The following is a 19,122-nucleotide window of genomic DNA, read 5'->3' on the forward strand; positions in this document are numbered from 1 at the left end:
TAAACGGGTCCCCCAGCCGAGAGTCGCGTGTCCGCACTTCCCGCCGATTTCACCTTGCTGCAGGTCACCCCTGAACTGGAAACGGGGGGCGCCGAGCAGACGACGATAGATGTCGCCCACGCCGTCGTCGCGCAAGGCGGCAAGGCGTTGGTCGCGACAAAAGGCGGACGCATGGCCTCGCGGCTGGAAGCCGACGGCGGCCGTCTGGCCCAGATGCCGGCCCAGTCCAAGAATCCCCTGGTGATCCTGGGCAACGCCGCCCGGCTGGTCGACCTGATCCGCCGCGAGAAAGTCAGCCTGGTCCACGCCCGCTCCCGCGCGCCGGCCTTCAGCGCCCTGTGGGCCGCCCACTTCACCAACACCCCGTTCGTGGCCACCTATCACGGCGTCTATAACGCCCGCTCCAATCTCAAGCGCTGGTACAACGCCGTGATGACCAAGGGCGACCTGGTGATCGCCAACTCCGAATATACCCGCGCCCATGTCATCGCCGAACACGGGATCGATCCGTCCCGGGTGGTGGCCATCCCGCGCGGCGTGGATCTGACCCGCTTCGAACCGGGCCTGGTCAGCTGCGACAGGATCGAGGCCCTGCGCCGCGCCTGGGGCGTCGCGACCGAGGACCGGCGACTGAAGGTGGTGCTGGCCGGTCGCCTGACGCGCTGGAAGGGCCAGGCCCTGCTGATCGACGCCATGGCGCGGCTGAAAGCGCTCGGCGAGTCCGGCGTTCTGCTGCTGCTGGTCGGCGACGATCAGGGTCGCAAGGCCTACCGCGCCGAACTGGAAGCCCAGATCGCCGCCGCCGGCCTTGAGAACGACGTCAGGATCGTCGGCCATTGCGACGACATGCCCGCGGCCTATCTGCTGGCCGATCTGGCGATCGCGCCGTCGCTGGAGCCTGAGGCCTTTGGTCGCACCGCCGTGGAGCCTCAGGTGATGGGGCGACCGGTGCTGGCCGCCGACCACGGGGCGGCCCGCGAGACCGTTGCGCCCGGCGAGACGGGCTGGCTGGTGGCGCCCGGCGACGCCGAGGCCTGGGCCAACGCCCTGGCGGCGGCCCGCGACGCCGGGGCCGCGATGCGTCAAACCATGGGACAAGCGGCCCGCGCCCGCGCTCGGCGGTTGTATTCAGTGGACGCCATGTGCGAAGCCACGCTCCAAGTGTATGCGCGCGTGCTTGAAGCCAGAGTTTTGGAGCGGAGACCTTGAGTAAGGAGATCAAGAAGGTCCTGGTGATCAAACTGGGGGCCCTCGGCGATTTCGTGCTCGCGCTCGCGGCGATGAAGAAGATCCGCGAGGCGCACCCGAAGGCCAAGATCACCCTGCTGACCACCCCGCCCTTCGAGGCGCTGGCCAAGCTCAGCCCCTATTTCAACACGGTCGAGACCGACGGGCGTCCCGAGGACTTCGGCGATCTGAGCCGGATGCTCGGCCGCCTCCGCAAGGCGCGCTACGACCGCGTCTACGACCTGCAGACCAACAGCCGCACCAACTGGTACTTCCAGGCCCTGCGCCCGTTCGCGCCGCAATGGAGCGGCGTCGCCTGGGGCTGCGCCTTGCCTCAGCGCGGCGCAGCGCGCCTGCACATGCACACCCTGGAACGTCAGGCCGACCAGCTGAAGGCCGCAGGCATCTGGCCGGACGCGCCGACCGAACCCGGCAACGCCCCGCCGCCGGACCTGTCCTGGATTCTGCGGCGTCAAAAGGAAGCCCGCCCCGTGGCCGGCGCCGCGGCGCCACGGCCCTATGTGCTGTTCGTGCCTGGCGGCTCGGCCCATCGGCCCGAAAAGCGCTGGCCGGTCGAGGCCTTCGCGCAACTGGGCTCATTGCTGAAGGCCCGAGGCCTCGACATCGTGATCATCGGCGGTCCGCAGGAAAGCGCCATGGCCCGCCAGATCCAGAAGTCGGTCGGCCAGGCCCGTGACCTGACCGGTCGCACCGACTTCGCCCAACTGGCCGTGCTGGGCGCCAAGGCCGCCCTGGTGGTCGGCAACGATACAGGTCCGACCCATCTGCTGGCGGCCTCGGGCGCACCGACCATCGCCCTGTTCTCGGACGCCTCCAATCCCGACCTGTGCGGCCCGCGCGGCCACGTGGCGGTGATCAAGTCGCCCGACCTCAAGGCCCTGCCCGTCTCGACCGTGGCCAGCGCGGCGATGAGCCTGCTGCCACACTAATAGCCCGCGTACCGTCCTGGCCGGTGATTGGCGATGATCACCATGCTCAGCGCTACGGCGGAGAGAATCGATAGCAGCAGCTTGGCTGGGCTGATGACGGTGAAAGCCGCAATCACCACCAGACAGTCGGCTCCCATCTGCACCTTGCCGGCGCTGATCCCGCGCTTCTCGTGCAGATAGAGCGCCAGCACGCCGACGCCGCCGACGCTGGACCGGTGACGCGCCAGGGCCAGAATGCCCATGCCGATGATGGTGCCGCCGAACACGGCTGCAAACACGGGGTCAACACGGGTCAGCGTCAGCCAGTGCGGCATGCCGAACGCCAGGCCCGCCAGCAGCAGATTGGTGGCCAGGGTCTTGCCGGTAAAGGCCCAGCCCAGGGTCCGCTGAGCCAGAACGTAGAAGGGAATGTTGAGCAGCAGGAACACGGTGCCGACGGGCCAGTTGGTCAGATACGAGATGATCAGCGCCACCCCGGCGACGCCGCCGGTGACGAGTCCGGCGGCCTTCAGAAGGGTCAGGCCAACGGCGATGAAGCTGGAACCGATCAGAAGGGCGTGAACGTCTTCGATCAGGGTGTGACGATGCGGGGTCATAGCGTAGGGCGACAACTATCTGCAGGCAAAGAACAGGGTTCCCGCCGGACCGTTTCCAACCCCTTTGCCGCCTTGGGCCCGAAAGGATCGGGTTTGCGGACGTCTCATTATCTCGCGCCGCTTGATAGGGGGCGCCCGACAGGTCATATATCATTTTCTCGCAGCGCGCCGTCGCGCCGCGCGATGACCTTCAACTGTACCGGAGCCGCCCCTATTCGCCGTCCTATGCAAACGCCTCCCGTCAAAGACGGACCGCGTATCAACGATGAAATCCGCGTCCCGCGCGTCCTGCTGATCGACCAAAACGGCGAGAAGCAAGGCGAGATGCCGACCGCGTCCGCCCTTGAAGCGGCCGAGGAAGCCGGCCTGGACCTGGTGGAAATCGTTCCGAACGCCAATCCTCCCGTCTGCAAGATCCTGGACTACGGCAAGTTCAAGTTCCAGGAGCAGAAGAAGAAGAACGAGGCGCGCAAGCGGCAGAAGATCGTTGAGCTCAAGGAAATCAAGCTCCGGCCCAACATCGACATCCACGACTACGAGGTGAAGGTGAAAGCCATGCACCGGTTCTTCGAGGAGGGCGACAAGGTCAAGGTGACCCTGCGCTTCCGGGGCCGGGAAATGGCCCACCCGGAACTGGGCATGAAGCTGCTGATCAAGGTCAAGACCGACTTCGACGAAGTGGCCAAGGTCGAATACGAGCCGCGCATGGAAGGCCGGCAAATGATCATGATCCTGGCGCCGCGCTAAACGGCGACCTGCGATCCTGACCTAGCGATCAACGCCTCGGCTTCCGCCGGGGCGTTTTTCGTTTGAGTGCGGTACGCAACCGCTTCGCGGCGCGCAATACGCGGAATGAGCTTATGTCCAAATACGGCAAGTCGTTGCGCGATATCTATCGCACGCTCGGTCTTCCCGGCGATCAACTAGGCCGGCCTCAGGAACAAAGTCCTGAGCCCCCTCATCATCTCCAGCCGAGCGCGCCCCGGCCGGCCGGCCCTTGTTCCACAACCCGGCGTCCGCTTCAGGCCGGAACCGCGCGGAGCGCGGCCGGCTCTCTGGGAGATGGGCAAACTGCCCTCGCCGGCCAGGGCGGCGTGACAGCCGCACGCAGAAGCGTGACCTCCAGACCCAAACCGCCGAGCACAACCTCAGGAAACAGTCGACAGCGGCACTCTCTTTGATAGGCTCGGTCCGAATTCGGGGGAATTTGGACTTGATCAAGTTGAGTTTGGCCGCCGCTGCGGCATGGATAGCGTTGCTTACCGCCGGCGCACACGCCGGTGAATTGCCCGCCTTGGCCACCTATGGTCAGCTTCCCAATGTCGAGCGGATCGAGATTTCGCCGGATGGAAACCTGCTGGCCCTAACCCTCTCGGACGGCGAACAACGCGCCCTGGCGATCCGAAAAACCGACACTAAGCTGGTCACCGGCATCAACATGGGCGTGGTCAAGGTTCGCGGCGTGCAATGGGCTGGACCTGAACACGTGCTGATCATCACGTCTTCGACCGCCGAGGTGTTTGGCCTGTCTGGCCCCAAGCGCGAATATTACCAGGCTTTGGACTTCAACATCACCACCGGCAAGCAGACGCCGCTGTTGAAGAACCAGCAGGACGCCATGAACATAATCATCGGCCAGCCGATGGTGCGAACGGTCGATGGCGTGCTCCAAGTCTTTGTGGAGGGCGTGCACTTCGTCAACAATATAGGCGAGGACACCCTGTACCGCGCCAATCTGCGCACCGGCTTCACCAGCATGGTGAACGCCAATGGCGACCGTAATACCGATGGCTGGCTGGTCGACCTCGACGGCGCCCCGGTCGCGCAGTCCCTTTACAATCAGAAGACCGGCCAGTGGTCGCTGAAGCTCAAGATCAACAGGAACTGGAAAACGGTCGACACCGCGATCTCGCCGATGGGCTCCTACGGGATTTCCGGCTTTGGCCGCGATGGCAAGTCGGTGCTGGTCTGGAAACGCGACGAAGACGCCAACACGATCCTGCGCGAGTACAGTTTCGACGAAACCCAGCTTGATCTGCCCAAGGGCGTCGAACTGGACGGCCTGCTGCATGATCCGGCCGATCTGAGTTTGCTGGGCGGGGTCAGCCTTATCGGGGACGATCTGCGCTATACCTTTTTCGACCCCAAGAGCCAGGCGACCTGGAACGCTGTCACCAAGGCGTTCAAAGGCGAGCGGGTCAGGCTGGCGTCCTGGTCGGAAGACCGGCGCAAGGTGGTCGTGAACGTCGACTCGCCCACCGAAGGGCCCGCCTACGCCCTGGTCGACCTCGACGCCAAAACCGCCAGCTGGTTGGGCTCCGACTATAGCGGACTGACGCCCGAACATATCTCCCCGGTCCGCTCGATCCGCTACAAGGCCAAGGACGGCCTGGAGATCAGCGGCTACCTGACCCTGCCGCGCGGCAAGGCCGCCAAGTACCTGCCGCTGGTGGTTCTGCCGCATGGCGGACCGGAAGGCCGCGACACCCCAGGGTTCGACTGGTGGAGCCAGGCCCTGGCCTCGCGCGGCTACGCCGTGCTGCGACCCAATTTCCGCGGTTCGGAAGGCTTTGGCTGGGACTTCGTGAAAGCCGGGTTTGGCGAATGGGGCAAGGCCATGCAGACCGACCTTTCGGACGGCGTGCGCGACCTCGCGGCCCAGGGCCTGATCGACCCCAAGCGGGTCTGCATCGTCGGCGCCTCCTATGGCGGCTATGCGGCCCTGGCCGGCGCGACGCTCGACAAGGGCGTCTATCGCTGCGCCGTCTCGGTGGCGGGCCCTGCGGATCTCAAGCGCATGCTTGCCGACAATCAGAAACGCTTCCTCACCTCCAGCAATTCCGCCCTGCGCTACTGGCTGCGGTTCATGGGCGCCGAGGGCCTGAAAGACCCCGACCTGGCGGTGATCTCTCCCGCACAGCTCGCCGACACGGTGGATATTCCGATCCTGCTGATCCACGGCAAGGACGACACCGTGGTCCCCTATGTCCAAAGCCAGATCATGGAGAAGGCCTTGAAAAAGGCCGGAAAGCCCGTCGAATTCGTCACCCTGAAGGGCGAGGATCACTGGCTGTCCAGCGGCGCCACCCGCCTGACCATGCTGACCTCGACGGTCGAGTTCCTGGAAAAGCACAATCCGCCGAACTAGGACGCTACTTCAGCATGTGACCTGTCGCAGCCGTCAGCGGTCTTGCCTGTTGGTTGGCCTACTGGCGCTGTGTGCGGTCTGGATGGAGATAACAATCGTTCAACGCGCCATGCTTGAGACGTGAGAGTCTCGACAGGCCTAGACCGCTCCACTAGCCTCAGGGGTGTCGAGTTTGGGGAACTTCATGCTTAAGTTGCTGACGGGTGTTCTGGCGGCGCTGATAGTTGGGATAGGCGGCGTGAACGCTGCGCCCGTCGAAGCCTATGGCCGTTTGCCGGCTATGATGGGTGTCGACATTTCGGCCAGTGGCGAACAGCTGGCCTATATCATCCAAGAGGGCGGCTCTGCCCATATCGTGGTGCAGGGCGTGGATGGAACCGTCCATCACTCTCTCAACATGGGCGATCGCAAGGTGCGGAGCGTGTCGTGGATCGGCGACAGCCATGTCGTCATCCAGGTGTCCTCGACCGTCGGCATCTCGGGCGTCGCCTTTGTTGGCGAATATTTCCAGGCGCTCAGCCTCAACGCCAAGACCGGCGCGATCGTGCAATTGCCCAATGGCTCGGAGGAGAGTGTTCTCAATGTGATGTGGGAGCAGCCGTACGGCGGCGTGTGGGGCGGCAAACCGGTGATCTGGGCGGGCCTCTACGCCAAGGAAGCCTATGCCGATCAGGACGGCCACTACGACCTCTATCGCTTGGACCCCGACACCGGCATCGCCCGTCGCCAACAGATGGGCGACAAGGATACGCAGGGCTATCTGGCCAAGCCCGACGGGACACTTCTGGCCCGCACAAAGTTCCGGTCGCGTGATGGCCGCTGGAGCCTGGACCTGCGCCGCGACGGCGCCTGGAGCGAGGCCTATTCGGCGATCGCGCCGCTTGATCATCCCTATGTCTCGGGCCTGACCTATGACGAGACGGCGGTCATGCTGTCGATCTGGGATGACACGGCCAAAAAGTGGAACATGGCGCCGGTCTCCCTGGCCGACGGCAAGCTGGGCGCGGATATAACGCCCAAGGGCCTATACTCCATGGTGACTGACGGCGAGAACCGGATCATCGGCTCGACCTATGAAGACGTCTATCGCGAGTACGAGTTCACCGAACCCCGGATCAAGGCGGCCTGGCCCCAGGTGCGCCAGGTGTTCGCGGGCCGGCAGGTGCTGCTGTCGGCGCACACGCCCGATTTCGCCAAGCTGGTGGCCTATGTCGAGGGCACCGGCGAGCCCGGCGGATACTATCTGGTCGATCTGGGCGCCAAGAAGGTCAAGCGGATCGGCGCCGCCTATCCGGCCCTCACCGGCGCGGATATCGCTCAGGTTCAGGCGGTTCAGTACAAGGCGGCTGATGGCCTCGAGATCAACGGATATCTGACCCTGCCCAGCGGCAGGGCCGCCAAGGGGCTTCCCCTGATCGTCCTGCCCCATGGCGGCCCCGAGTACCGCGACAGCGCAGGGTTCGACTGGTGGGCCCAGGCCCTGGCTTCACGTGGTTACGCCGTGCTGCAACCCAACTTCCGCGGATCCAGCGGCTATGGCCGCACCTTCACCGAGGCAGGATATGGCGAGTGGGGCGGCAAGATGCAGACCGATCTGTCTGATGGTGTGCGGATGCTAGCCAAAGCCGGCACGATCGACCCCAGACGCGTCTGCATCGCCGGCGCCAGCTATGGCGGCTACGCCGCCCTAGCCGGGATCACCCTCGACAAGGGGGTCTATCGCTGCGCGGTGGCGGTAGCGGGGGTGTCCGACATGGCCAAAATGCTGGCCAAGGACGTCAGCCAGGGCGGCAACACCAGTTCGGCCGTGCGGTACTGGAAGCGCTATATGGGCGTGACGTCGCCGTCGGATCCCAAGCTTGCCGAAAGGTCGCCAGTGAACTTTGCCGCCCAGGCGGACGGTCCGGTGCTGCTGATCCACGGCAAGGATGACACTGTGGTCTATTACGATCAGAGCACAGACATGCGTCAGGCGCTGGAACAGGCCCGCAAGCCCGTGGAGTTCGTCACCCTGAAGGGCGAGGACCATTGGCTTTCCCGCGAAACAACCCGCCAGCAGATGCTGGCCGCGACCGTGACCTTCCTGGAAAAGCACAATCCGCCGAACTAGGACGCGGGGACGCCTCCGACGACGGAGCCACTTTCGATGTTGGGCGCTGACGCGCGCTGTACTACCAAGCCCCCATGCTGGCCGCCTCCGCCCTGTCCATCGACCCCGCCCTGACGCCGGAAGCCTGGCGCGCGGCCTTCAACACGGCTGGGCGCCTTCACATCCCCGGCTTTCTGACGGCGGATTCAGCGGTCCGCCTGCACAGGTCGCTGGATCAAGAGACGCCCTGGGACAATGTCCTGGGCCTGGGCAAGAAGGTCTGGAGCACGGCCCTGGATGGCGCGCGCCCCCTGCCCTCCGAACAGAGCCTGGCCCTGGACCGTCAGATCGCGCAGGAAACCCGCGACGGCTTCGGCTTTCGGTTCGACAACTGGCGGGTCAGTGACGAGGTCGATGCGGGCCGGCGTCGGGGGCTGCTGGTCGAGGCGGCCTATGACCTTCTCAACGGGCCGGCCTTTCTGGATTTCGTGCGGACACTGACCGGCGACAGCCGCCCCCGCTTCTGCGACTGCCAGGCCACGCGCTACCGATCCGGACACTTTCTGACCGAACACGACGACTACGTCGCGGGCAAGAATCGCCTCTACGCCTACGTGCTGAACCTGACGCCACACTGGCGGGCCGACTGGGGCGGCCTGCTGACCTTTCTGGACGAGGACGGCCATATCGCCGAGGGCTACACGCCCTGCTTCAACGCCCTGAATATCTTCCGCGTCCCGCAAAAACACGCTGTCACCTATGTGACGCCACAGGCCGCAACGCCGCGACTGGCTCTGACAGGGTGGATCCGGGCGCGCGACTGAACCGGCGCCCTTGCCTTCCCCGACTCTTTCCCGTACTAACCCCGCCTTTCCGGAACCGCCTGGCTTATTGGCATGCCATGGCGGTTCGTCTTGCTATCCCAGAGGACGGGGCGAAAGCTCCGACGCGAAATGCCTAAGTTGAAGACCAAGTCGGGCGCGAAGAAGCGCTTCAAGATCACGGCCACGGGCCTGCTGAAAGCCGGCGTCGCCGGCAAGCGTCACCGTCTGATCGGCCACAACGGCAAGTACATCCGCCAAAACCGCGGAACGAAGGTCATGAGCGAATCCGACGCCAAGACCATCCGTTCGTACCTGCCCTACGGCCTTTAAGGAGCGCTGACACATGGCTCGCGTCAAACGGGGCGTTACCGCCCACGCCAAGCACAAGAAGGTTCTTGAGCAGGCAAAAGGCTTCTACGGTCGCCGCAAGAACACCATCCGCACCGCCAAGGCCGCCGTCGATAAGGCCGGTCAATACGCGTACCGCGACCGCAAGGTGCGCAAGCGCGCCTTCCGCTCGCTGTGGATCCAACGCATCAACGCCGGCGCCCGCACCGAGGGCTTCACCTACTCGCAATTTATCCACGGCCTGGACGTGGCGGGTATCGTGATCGACCGTAAGGTCCTCTCGGATATCGCGGGTCAAGACCCGGTCGCGTTCAAGGCCATTGCTGACAAGGTCCGCACCGCCCTGGCCGCCTAAGGTCTTTTTCGGATCCCCGGATCCGATTGCGATCTGAAAAGCCCCCCGGTGCGAACCGGGGGGCTTTTTGCTGCGCGCTCCCCTACTCCGCCCCGCCCGAATGCTCTAGACGGATGCCCGTCATGACCGATCTCAAAACCCTCGAATCCGATGTGCTGGCGCAAGTCGCCGCCGCCGCCGACCTTTCCGCCCTCGACGCCGTGCGCGTCGCGGCCCTGGGCAAGACCGGCTCGATCTCCGGCCTGCTGAAAACCCTGGGCGCGATGAGCCCCGAGGAGCGCAAGACCCAGGGCGCGGCGATCAACGCCCTGCGCGATGTCGCTGCCGCCGCCATCGCCGAGAAAAAGGCCGCCCTCGAGGCCGCCGAGCTCGACGCGCGCCTGGCCAGCGAGACGCTGGATCTGACCCTGCCGGCGCCCTATCGCCGCAAGGGATCGGTCCACCCCACCATGCAGACCATGGACGAGATGGTCGCCATCTTCGCCGAGATGGGCTTCGCGGTGGCTGAAGGTCCGGACATCGACGACGACTTCCACAACTTCACGGCCCTGAACTTCCCGCCCAAGCACCCGGCGCGGGAGATGCACGACACCTTCTTCTTCAACCCGAAGATCAATGCGGACGGCTCGGAAGCCGAGCGCCTGCTGCTGCGCACCCACACCTCGACGGTGCAGGTGCGGACGATGATGTCGCAAAAGCCGCCGATCCGGATCATCGCCCCGGGCCGCACCTATCGCTGCGACAACGACGCCACCCACACGCCGGTGTTCCACCAGGTCGAGGGCCTGGTGATCGACAAGGGCATCCATATGGGCCACCTGAAATGGACCCTGGAAACCTTCCTGGCGCGGTTCTTCGAGACCGACGCGGTGACCACCCAGTTCCGTCCGCACCACTTCCCGTTCACCGAGCCCTCGGCCGAGATGGACGTCCAGTGCGACCGCAGCGGCGGCGAGATCAAGATCGGCCAGGGCACGTCGTGGCTCGAGATCCTGGGCTGCGGCATGGTGCATCCCAATGTCCTGCGCGCCTGCGGCATCGATCCCGACGAGTATCAGGGCTTCGCCTTCGGCCTGGGCGTCGACCGGCTGGGAATGCTGAAATACGGCATGCCCGACCTGCGCGACATGTGGTCCTCCGACAGTCGCTGGCTGGCCCATTACGGCTTCAGCGCCTTCGCCGCGCCGAACGCGGCTTCCGGTCTCAGCTGATGCGTCCATCGCGTCTCCTCTCTCCTTCTCCCCTTGCGGGAGAAGGTGGCCCGAAGGGCCGGATGAGGGGTGGCGCGGACGACGCCGAGAAACCCCTCATCCGTCCTGCTTCGCAGGCCACCTTCTCCCGCAAGGGGAGAAGGAACCGTGAGTTCCAACAATGAAATTCACCCTCTCCTGGCTCAAGGATCACCTCGATACCGAGGCCTCCGCCACCGACGTCGTCGCCGCCATGACCATGGCCGGGCTCGAGGTCGAGCACGTCACCGATCCGGCCACCAAGCTGGCCGCCTTCACGGTCGCGAAAATCATCGAGGCCGTGCAGCACCCCAACGCCGACCGCCTGCGGGTTTGTCAGGTAGAAACGGTGGATGGCATCAAGGAAATTGTCTGCGGCGCACCCAACGCTCGGGCGGGCCTGACCACGATCTACGCTCCGATCGGCGCCTATGTGCCGGGCCTGGGCGTCACCCTGGTCGAGAAGCCAGTGCGCGGCGTGGTCTCCAACGGCATGCTGTGCTCGGCCGCCGAGCTGGAAGCCGCCAGCGAGAGCGACGGCATCATGGAGCTTCCTGACTCCCTGGCCGTTGGTGCGCCCGCCGCGACAGCGCTGGGCCTGGAAGCCGTCATCGACTTCGAGGTCACCCCCAACCGCCCCGACTGGCTGGGCGTGGCCGGCATCGCCCGCGACCTCGCGGCCGCCGGCGTCGGGACGTTGAAGGATCAGTCGATCGCCCCCGTGGCCGGAACCTTCCCCTGCCCGATCAGCATCAAGGTCGACGGCGAGGCCTGCCCGGTGTTCGCCGGCCGCCTGATCCGCGGCGTCCGTAACGGTCCAAGTCCTGGGTGGCTGCAGGATCGTCTGTTGGCCATTGGCCTGCGCCCGATCAGCGCCCTGGTCGACATCACCAACCTGGTGTCCTACGACCGCGCCCGACCACTGCACGTCTATGACGCCGCCAAGCTGGTCGGGACCACGATCGAGGCCCGCCTGGGTCGCGGCAAGGCCGAAGCGACGCCGGGCGACAAGCCGTCGCCGGCCGAGCATCAGGACGAGCAGCTGATCGCCCTGGACGGCAAGACCTATGACATCACGCCCGACATGGGCGTGATCGCCGACGCCGACGGCAATCGCCCGATCGGCCTGGGCGGCGTGATGGGCGGCGAGAGCACCGGCTGCAGCGACGGGACCACCGACGTCTTCGTCGAGAGCGCCTGGTTCGAGCCGATCCGCATCGCCCAGACCGGCCGTACCACCGGCATCAACAGCGACGCCCAGTATCGCTTCGCCCGCACGGTCGACACAGGCTCGATGGTTCCGGGCCTGGAGCTGGCGACCAAGCTGATCCTGGAACTGTGCGGCGGCGAGCCGTCGGAGATCGTGGTGGCCGGCGAGGCTCCGGCTGCGCCGACCGCCTTCCCGTTCGAGCCCGACTATGTCGAACAGCTGTCGGGCCTGGCCGTGACGCCCGAACGCACCCGGCAAATCCTGGCCGACCTGGGCTTCGACATCGTTCTGGGCTCGCCCTGGACCGTGACCCCGCCGACCTTCCGGCGCGACGTGGCGGGCAAGGCCGATCTGGTCGAGGAAGTGGCGCGCATCGCCGGCTATGGCGCCCTGCCCTCGACGCCCCTGCCCGAGGTTCCGCGCGCCGTCGGCGGCGTGCTCACGGCCAAGCAGGCCCGAGTCCGTGTGGCCCGTCGCGCCCTGGCGGCGGCCGGCTATGCCGAGGCCCTGACCTGGAGCTTTACCAACCAGAAGACCGCGGCCCTGTTCGGCGGCGGCGCGGCCGAGCTGGTGCTGGCCAATCCGATCGCCTCGGAGCTGGACTGCATGCGCCCCTCCTTGCTGCCCAACCTGATCGAGGCGGCCGGCCGCAACGCCCGCAAGGGCTTCCCCGACGCGGCCCTGTTCGAGATCGGCCCCGTCTTCCTGGGCGACCGTCCAGAGGACCAGCGCACCACGGTCGCCGTGATCCTGGCCCCCCACGCCCCGCGCGGCTGGGACAAGGCGGCGCAGGACGACCTGTTCTCGGTCAAAGCCGACCTGCTGGCCCTGCTGGAGGAGCTGAACGCGCCGGTCGACAAGCTGCAGACCGTTCAGGGCTCGGCCTCGTCCTGGTGGCATCCCGGCCGCTCGGCCCGGCTGCAACTGGGCCCCAAGGCGGTGATGGCCGAGTTCGGCGAGCTGCATCCGGCGGTCCTCAAGGCCCTCGACGTGGCCGGCCCGGTCTATGGCTTCGAGATCACCCTGGAGGCGATCCCCGAACCCAAGAAGAAGGCCATCAAGTCCAGGCCCGCCTTCACGCCCTCGCCGCTGATGCCCCTGACCCGCGACTTCGCCTTCCTGGTCGACAAGACCAAGGCGGCGGGCGACCTGGTCCGGGCCGCGCTGGGCGCCGACAAGGCCCTGATCACCGCCGCCCGGGTGTTCGACGTCTATGAGGGCCCCGGCGTGCCGGAGGGCTTCAAGTCGATCGCCCTGGAAGTCGTGATCCAGCCCCGCGACGCCACCCTCACCGACGCCGACATCGAGGCCCTGTCGGCCAAGATCGTCGGCGCGGCCGAAAAGGCCGGCGGCAAGCTGCGGAGCTAGGGCCAGGCGCCTTCTCCTCTTCTCCCTTCCCCCATCCAAGGGGGAAGGGAGAAGACACGAGGTCTCGGCCTCACGCGGATCACCGCTGAAGGGATGGGAAGGGCTGCGGAGCGTCCGGACGACGTCCGGATGAGAGATAGAGATTACCGTTTCGACGAAGCCGTGCGCTCCGCGCGGCCGTTATCCGCAAGCGCTTCCGGCTGGGCGGTGTTATCGCCTGACCCTCGACGCCTGCGACGGGCGGACAGGAGCGCGACTCCCACCCGGACCGCGGACCTTTCAGCCCGCCTGCTGCTCGCCCGACCCTCGTGGCCACGTCGTTTTAGTGTTCCACGGCCGACCGCAGCCAGAGACCACGAGGTTGACGGCCCAGAGCGCAAAGCCCTCCTCCCGCCATCGATTGAGCTTCCCGCTCGACCACACCCCGCCGCCGCTTTGGTCGCTGGCCGCGCGCCCTTCCCAACGACGAGGTGGGTTTAGAATACGGCAGGTTTGAACGCCGGGGATTGGTGCGCTCGATTATTTTGTAGAGCGTTGAAAAGGTTGTATTTTGTCGCGGAAACGACGGGGATTGAGCGCGGCTTATCCCCCTTCTCCGCCGTCATTCCCGCCCTTGTGGCGGGAACCCCTCTATCGGCCGCAGGGGCGGGAGGGGCGAAGGGCGCGCGCCCTTCGCTGGCGTCTCACGCGTCAGCTGAACCAGGGGTTCCCGCCACAAGGGCGGGAATGACGATTGAAAGGTTGGGCCTGACCCTTACCCGTTCTCCCCGGCGAAGGCCGGGGAGACGGATGAAAAACGGGCCCGGCGTGGACTTTCTCAGCGTCCGCCCAGGCTTGTGAGCGGAAATTGGCCCTTGGCCCGGCATCGGACCTTCGACATGTCTCATGGCCTGACGCAGCCCAACCCTCCCCGGCCAGCGACAACGGCGTGATCGCCTAGAGATTAGGCGCCCACGCCCTTCCTTCGAACATTTTGCCCCCGGGCGCGACCGATTGCCTCCCGCAGAGGCAGGCCCTTGCGAAAAGCCCACGGCCGCGCTACCTCTAGACAGCTCGCAAGGAGTCACTGGGTCCCAATGGTTTCGCATCTCGCCATCAACATCGTTTTCGCGACCGGCTTTACCGCCGTCGTGGCGATGTCGTGCGCCGCGACCATGATGTGGAACCAAATTAAAACCGTTCCGGTACGGACGGGGCAACGGCGCGCGAGATAATCCAAAACGCAGCCGACGGATCGCAAGATCTTCAAAAGCCCCGCTTCCGAAAGGAGCGGGGTTTTTTGTTGCGCGTTTCGTCGGCCCTTCCAAACACCCAGAGGGGAATGAGAAAACCAATGAGCTACCTGCCTTCACCACCCGCCTTCCACAGTGACGACGACGGCGTCACCGTTCACCAGCTGCTGCTGGCCGCCCAGGACGCCCACAGCGCGCTGGACGCCGTGCGCCAGGGTCTGGCCGACAGCGGCGCCGAGCTGTGCAACCTGACCCTCAAGCCGGTCGGCCAGATCGTCGAGGCCTCGCTGCGCGTCCGCCACCTGGGCGACCAGGCCGCCCGCCTGCTGGCGCGTGATCTCGCCGCCTGGCCCGGCGTCAGCTCGGCCAGCGTCGAGCATCAGTGGTTTCGGCCGTGACACCGGAGCCTGACAAACGGGTCGAAGACCGTCGCCGCCTGTTCCTCGTCACCGCCGAAGACACGCCCGACGCCCTGATGCGGGTGTTGGGCGTGGCCAGCGTGCAGCAGACCCGCCTGCGCGCCCTGACCGCCGCGCCCGACGGCCAGATCCTGGCCATTCGCCTGGAGATCGACGACCAGGGCGAGGATCGCGCCCAGAGCCTGGCCGCGCGCCTGGCGGCCTGTCCATCGGTGCGCGGCGTCGGTTTTGGCTGGCGGGCGTAACCAAACGGCCCGGTCGTCCGTATCTACAAGAAGGACCCCACAACGGGTCGTTCCCGAAAGATCGTTCATGCGTCGCCTGCTGACCCTTATCGCCGCCCTGTTCGCCCTGGCCGCCGTCCCCGCCTTTGCGGCGGCGCCCGCAAAGCCCGCAAAGCCCGCCACCGCCGTATTCGCCGGCGGCTGCTTCTGGTGCATGGAGCACGACATGGGCGGCATTCCCGGCGTTCTGAAGGTGGAGTCCGGCTACACGGGCGGTCACGTCGACCACCCCACCTATCGCGATGTCACCAGCGAACGCAGCGGCCACTACGAGGCCGTGCGCGTCACCTATGACCCCGCCCAGCTCGACTACGGCTTTCTGCTCTACAAGTACTGGAAGCTGGTCGACCCCACCGACGACGACGGCCAATTCTGTGACCGGGGCCCGTCCTATCGCCCCGCCGTGTTCGTCAAAGGCCCCGAGCAGCGCCAGATCGCCGAGAAATCCCGCGCCGACGCCGCCAAGCGGCTGAAGACCGGCAAGATGGCCACGCCCATCCTCGACTTGAAGACCTTCTGGCCGGCCGAGGAATACCACCGCGACTACGCCAAGCGGCACGCCCTGAACTATCAGGCCTACCGCATGGGCTGCGGTCGCGACCAGCGGCTCAGGCAAGTCTGGGGCGGCTGAAGCCCATCGCGAGCCCCCGCCAAGTGTGGTGAAATGCCGCCTTAGCTCAGGGATTCGCTATGCTCAAACCTCGCCTGGAAGTGATGCTGGAACGCGGGCTCTTCGCCTCGCGCTGGCTGATGGCCCCGTTCTATGTGGGCCTGGTGATCGCCCTGGGCGCTCTGTTGGTGGTGTTCTTCCAGGAACTGATCCACGAACTGCCGCACATTCTGAGCATGAAGCCCGAGGATGCGATCCTTCTGGCCCTGTCCCTGATCGACCTGTCGCTGGCGGCCAACCTGTTGGTCATCGTCACCCTGTCGGGCTACGAGAACTTCGTCTCCAAGATCGACACCGGCGCGCACGAAGATCGGCCCGAATGGATGGGCACGGTCGATTTTTCGGGTCTGAAGATGAAGCTGATCGCCTCGATCGTGGCGATCTCGGCCATCGCCCTGCTCAAGGCGTTCCTGAAGCTCAGCGAGCTCAACACTCCGATCGACCAGCCGCGCCTGTACTGGCTGGTCGTGGTTCACCTGTCGTTCGTCGTCTCAGGCGTGCTGCTGGCCCTGATGGACTGGCTCAACAGCAAGGTCGCCAAGCACTAGAACGGCATATACCGCCGCTTACGGCTGTAGCCGAGATAGCCGATATTGGCCCCCAGCCGCAGACCGACGCCGGCCCGGATTGGGGCCAGGATGATGTCGTCGGCCTTCTGGTAATTCATGCCCAGGCCGCCGATCAGATAGGCGCTGCCCTCCACCCCCGGGAAGCGGCGGAAGATGGCGTCCGGGTACTGCAGATTATAGCACAGCGTGAAGACGCGGCTGGCGTTGCCGCCCCAGTCCCAGCCCACCGACGGCCCCTGCCAGAAGGTCTCGATCGTCGGGCGGCCCTTCATGTAGAGCAGGCCGCGACCGTAGCGCAGGCCGACGGCGATGGCGCCCGAGCCTTCCTCGCCGGCGATATAGCCCGTGGGCTGCCCCTTTTCGCGGAACACCTTCTCAATGGCGGCTCCGGCGCTCTCGGCCGTAACGCCCAGAAAGTCGGAGGTGGCGCGGATCATCTCGTCGGCGGAATAGGTCTGGACCGAGCCGGTGTCATAGGCCGGCGTGGTCGTGCCGTTGGCGGCGGCTTCCTGTGCCTGGGCTGCGGACGTCGCCGACACACCGGCTGCGGCCATGCCCGACAGGATCAACGTGCGACGGTCCATGCTTGTTGGCCTTTCAGAGATATCGTTGCGCCACTGTTGCAGCCCATTGGGACGGGTTTGCGGCGCATCGCTTTAAGGTTCGGTTAAGCATGAGGAAATGCGCCCCTCGACACGACCGATCGCCCTCTCGCGAAACGGCCCAAATGTGCTAGACGCGGGCGCATGACTTCGACGCCTCTCGACAAGATCCGTAATTTCTCGATCGTGGCCCATATCGACCACGGCAAGAGCACGCTGTCCGACCGCCTGATCCAGGAGACCGGCGGCCTGACCGCGCGCGAAATGACCGCCCAGGTTCTCGACAACATGGAGATCGAGAAGGAGCGCGGCATCACCATCAAGGCCCAGACCGTGCGTCTGGAGTACAAGGCCGACGACGGCGAGACCTATGTCCTCAACCTGATGGACACCCCCGGCCACGTCGACTTCGCCTATGAGGTCAGCCGCAGCCTGGCCGCCTGCGAAGGCTCGATCCTGGTCGTCGACGCCAGCCAGGGCGTCGAAGCCCAGACCCTGGCCAATGTCTATTCGGCCATCGACAACAATCACGAGATCGTCCCGGTCCTCAACAAGATCGACCTGCCCGCCGCCGAGCCCGAGCGGGTGCGCGCCCAGATCGAGGACCTGATCGGCCTGGACGCCAGCGACGCCGTCCTGGCCAGCGCCAAGTCGGGCATCGGCATCCACGACGTGCTGGAAGCCATCGTCACCCGCCTGCCGCCCCCCAAGGGCGACGAGAACGCCCCGCTCAAAGCCCTGCTGGTCGACGCCTGGTACGACGCCTATCTGGGCGTCGTGGTGCTGGTCCGCGTCATCGACGGCCGCCTGAAGGCCGGCATGAAGATCAAGATGATGCAGCACGGCTCGGTCCACCTGATCGACCGCGTCGGCGTCTTCAAGCCCAAAAATACCCCCGTCGAGAGCCTGGGCCCCGGCGAGATCGGCTTCATCACCGCCCAGATCAAGGAAGTGGCCGACGCCGCCGTCGGCGACACCATCACCGACGAGAAGAAGCCCACCGCCCACGCCCTGCCCGGCTTCAAGGACGTGCAGCCGGTGGTGTTCTGCGGCCTGTTCCCGGTCGACGCCGCCGACTTCGAGGACCTGCGCGCCGCCGTCGGCCGCCTGCGCCTGAACGACGGCAGCTTCACCTACGAGATGGAATCCAGCGCCGCCCTGGGCTTCGGCTTCCGCTGCGGGTTCCTGGGCCTCCTCCACCTGGAGATCATCCAGGAGCGCCTCTCGCGCGAGTTCGACCTCGACCTGATCGCCACCGCCCCCTCGGTGGTCTACAAGATCCACATGCGCGACGGCAGCGAGATCGAGCTGCACAACCCCGCCGACCTGCCCGACCCGATGCACATTGAGAGCATCAGCGAGCCGTGGATCAAGGCCACCATCTTCACCCCCGACGACTATCTGGGCGGCGTGATCAAGCTGTGCCAGGACCGTCGCGGCCAGCAGCGCGAGCTCTCCTATGTCGGCAGCCGCGCCATGGTGGTCTATGACCTGCCGCTGAACGAGGTGGTCTTCGACTTCTATGACCGCCTTAAATCGATCTCCAAGGGCTATGCCAGCTTCGACTACCAGGTCGAGGACTACCGCCAGGGCGACCTGGTCAAGATGTCGATCCTGGTCAATGCCGAGCCCGTCGACGCCCTTTCGATGCTGGTCCACCGCGACCGCGCCGAAAGCCGCGGCCGGGGCATGTGCGAAAAGATGAAGGAGCTCATCCCCCAGCACATGTTCGTCATCCCCATCCAGGCGGCGATCGGCGGCAAGATCATCGCCCGCGAAACCGTCCGCGCCCTGCGCAAGGACGTCACCGCCAAGTGCTACGGCGGCGACGCCAGCCGCAAGCGCAAGCTGCTGGACAAGCAAAAGGCCGGCAAGAAGCGCATGCGCCAGTTCGGCAAGGTCGAGATCCCGCAGGAAGCGTTTATTGCAGCGCTGAAGATGGACGAGGATTGATCGTCTTCCCTCTCCCCTTGCGGGAGAGGGTGGCCCCGGCGAAGGCCGG

17 protein-coding genes are annotated in these 19,122 nt (G+C 65.8%); 15 read left to right on the plus strand and 2 right to left on the minus strand.

The genetic code is table 11. The features are described 5' to 3' along the window. Positions 1-27 precede the first annotated feature (27 nt). Complete coding sequence (locus ACW18B_RS18065) at positions 28-1,209, plus strand: glycosyltransferase family 4 protein (protein WP_492048390.1); 1,182 nt, start codon at positions 28-30, stop codon at positions 1,207-1,209. After that, positions 1,206-2,177: a glycosyltransferase family 9 protein gene (locus ACW18B_RS18070; RefSeq protein ID WP_492048391.1), complete on the plus strand. Its 972-nt coding sequence runs from the start codon at positions 1,206-1,208 to the stop codon at positions 2,175-2,177. The genes ACW18B_RS18065 and ACW18B_RS18070 overlap by 4 nt, the downstream gene beginning before the upstream one ends. On the opposite strand, the gene ACW18B_RS18075 is transcribed toward ACW18B_RS18070, so the two are convergent. Then, positions 2,174-2,773 (minus strand): YitT family protein, encoded by a 600-nt coding sequence (locus tag ACW18B_RS18075; RefSeq protein WP_492048392.1) that lies wholly within the window; start codon positions 2,771-2,773, stop codon positions 2,174-2,176. The genes ACW18B_RS18070 and ACW18B_RS18075 overlap by 4 nt on opposite strands. 225 nt (positions 2,774-2,998) lie before the next feature. Here ACW18B_RS18075 and infC point away from each other — a divergent pair, with 225 nt between their 5' ends. The 12 genes from infC (at position 2,999) to ACW18B_RS18135 (ending at position 16,497) form a co-directional block, all read left to right on the plus strand. After that, complete coding sequence (gene infC / locus ACW18B_RS18080; protein WP_492048393.1) at positions 2,999-3,520, plus strand: translation initiation factor IF-3; 522 nt, start codon at positions 2,999-3,001, stop codon at positions 3,518-3,520. 466 nt (positions 3,521-3,986) lie between these two features. Further along, complete coding sequence (locus ACW18B_RS18085) at positions 3,987-5,921, plus strand: alpha/beta hydrolase family protein (RefSeq protein WP_492048394.1); 1,935 nt, start codon at positions 3,987-3,989, stop codon at positions 5,919-5,921. Between the two features lie 184 nt (positions 5,922-6,105). Further along, entirely contained in the window at positions 6,106-8,031 is a 1,926-nt protein-coding gene (locus tag ACW18B_RS18090) for an alpha/beta hydrolase family protein (RefSeq protein ID WP_492048395.1), read from the plus strand. Between the two features lie 74 nt (positions 8,032-8,105). Then, entirely contained in the window at positions 8,106-8,834 is a 729-nt protein-coding gene (locus ACW18B_RS18095; RefSeq protein ID WP_492048396.1) for a 2OG-Fe(II) oxygenase, read from the plus strand. Positions 8,835-8,963: 129 nt separating this feature from the next. Next, complete coding sequence (gene rpmI, locus ACW18B_RS18100; protein ID WP_007672148.1) at positions 8,964-9,164, plus strand: 50S ribosomal protein L35; 201 nt, start codon at positions 8,964-8,966, stop codon at positions 9,162-9,164. Positions 9,165-9,177: 13 nt separating this feature from the next. Continuing rightward, positions 9,178-9,537 carry a 50S ribosomal protein L20 gene (rplT, locus tag ACW18B_RS18105; protein WP_035042428.1) on the plus strand — a complete coding sequence of 120 codons (360 nt, stop codon included), beginning with the start codon at positions 9,178-9,180 and terminating at the stop codon, positions 9,535-9,537. A 122-nt stretch (positions 9,538-9,659) separates the two neighbouring features. Further along, on the plus strand, positions 9,660-10,748 hold the full coding sequence (gene pheS / locus ACW18B_RS18110) for a phenylalanine--tRNA ligase subunit alpha (protein ID WP_492048397.1): 1,089 nt from the start codon (positions 9,660-9,662) through the stop codon (positions 10,746-10,748). Positions 10,749-10,908: 160 nt separating this feature from the next. Next, entirely contained in the window at positions 10,909-13,344 is a 2,436-nt protein-coding gene (gene pheT, locus ACW18B_RS18115; RefSeq protein WP_492048398.1) for a phenylalanine--tRNA ligase subunit beta, read from the plus strand. 1,333 nt (positions 13,345-14,677) lie between these two features. Beyond that, positions 14,678-14,974, plus strand: a complete 297-nt coding sequence (locus ACW18B_RS18120; protein ID WP_492048399.1) for a hypothetical protein — start codon at positions 14,678-14,680, stop codon at positions 14,972-14,974. Then, on the plus strand, positions 14,971-15,240 hold the full coding sequence (locus tag ACW18B_RS18125; protein WP_492048400.1) for a hypothetical protein: 270 nt from the start codon (positions 14,971-14,973) through the stop codon (positions 15,238-15,240). The genes ACW18B_RS18120 and ACW18B_RS18125 overlap by 4 nt, the downstream gene beginning before the upstream one ends. 67 nt (positions 15,241-15,307) lie before the next feature. Then, positions 15,308-15,910, plus strand: coding sequence for a peptide-methionine (S)-S-oxide reductase MsrA (msrA, locus tag ACW18B_RS18130; protein WP_492048401.1), 603 nt, complete (start codon positions 15,308-15,310; stop codon positions 15,908-15,910). A gap of 59 nt (positions 15,911-15,969) precedes the next feature. Beyond that, positions 15,970-16,497 (plus strand): TIGR00645 family protein, encoded by a 528-nt coding sequence (locus ACW18B_RS18135; RefSeq protein ID WP_492048402.1) that lies wholly within the window; start codon positions 15,970-15,972, stop codon positions 16,495-16,497. Here the strand turns inward: ACW18B_RS18135 and ACW18B_RS18140 are convergent. Further along, positions 16,494-17,102, minus strand: coding sequence for a DUF1134 domain-containing protein (locus ACW18B_RS18140; protein ID WP_492048403.1), 609 nt, complete (start codon positions 17,100-17,102; stop codon positions 16,494-16,496). The two genes, ACW18B_RS18135 and ACW18B_RS18140, sit on opposite strands and share 4 nt — an antisense overlap. A 162-nt stretch (positions 17,103-17,264) precedes the next feature. Here ACW18B_RS18140 and lepA point away from each other — a divergent pair, with 162 nt between their 5' ends. Continuing rightward, positions 17,265-19,073 carry a translation elongation factor 4 gene (gene lepA / locus ACW18B_RS18145; RefSeq protein ID WP_492048404.1) on the plus strand — a complete coding sequence of 603 codons (1,809 nt, stop codon included), beginning with the start codon at positions 17,265-17,267 and terminating at the stop codon, positions 19,071-19,073. Positions 19,074-19,122: the final 49 nt, after the last annotated feature.

The organism is Caulobacter sp. FV2ps19 (assembly GCF_058681035.1).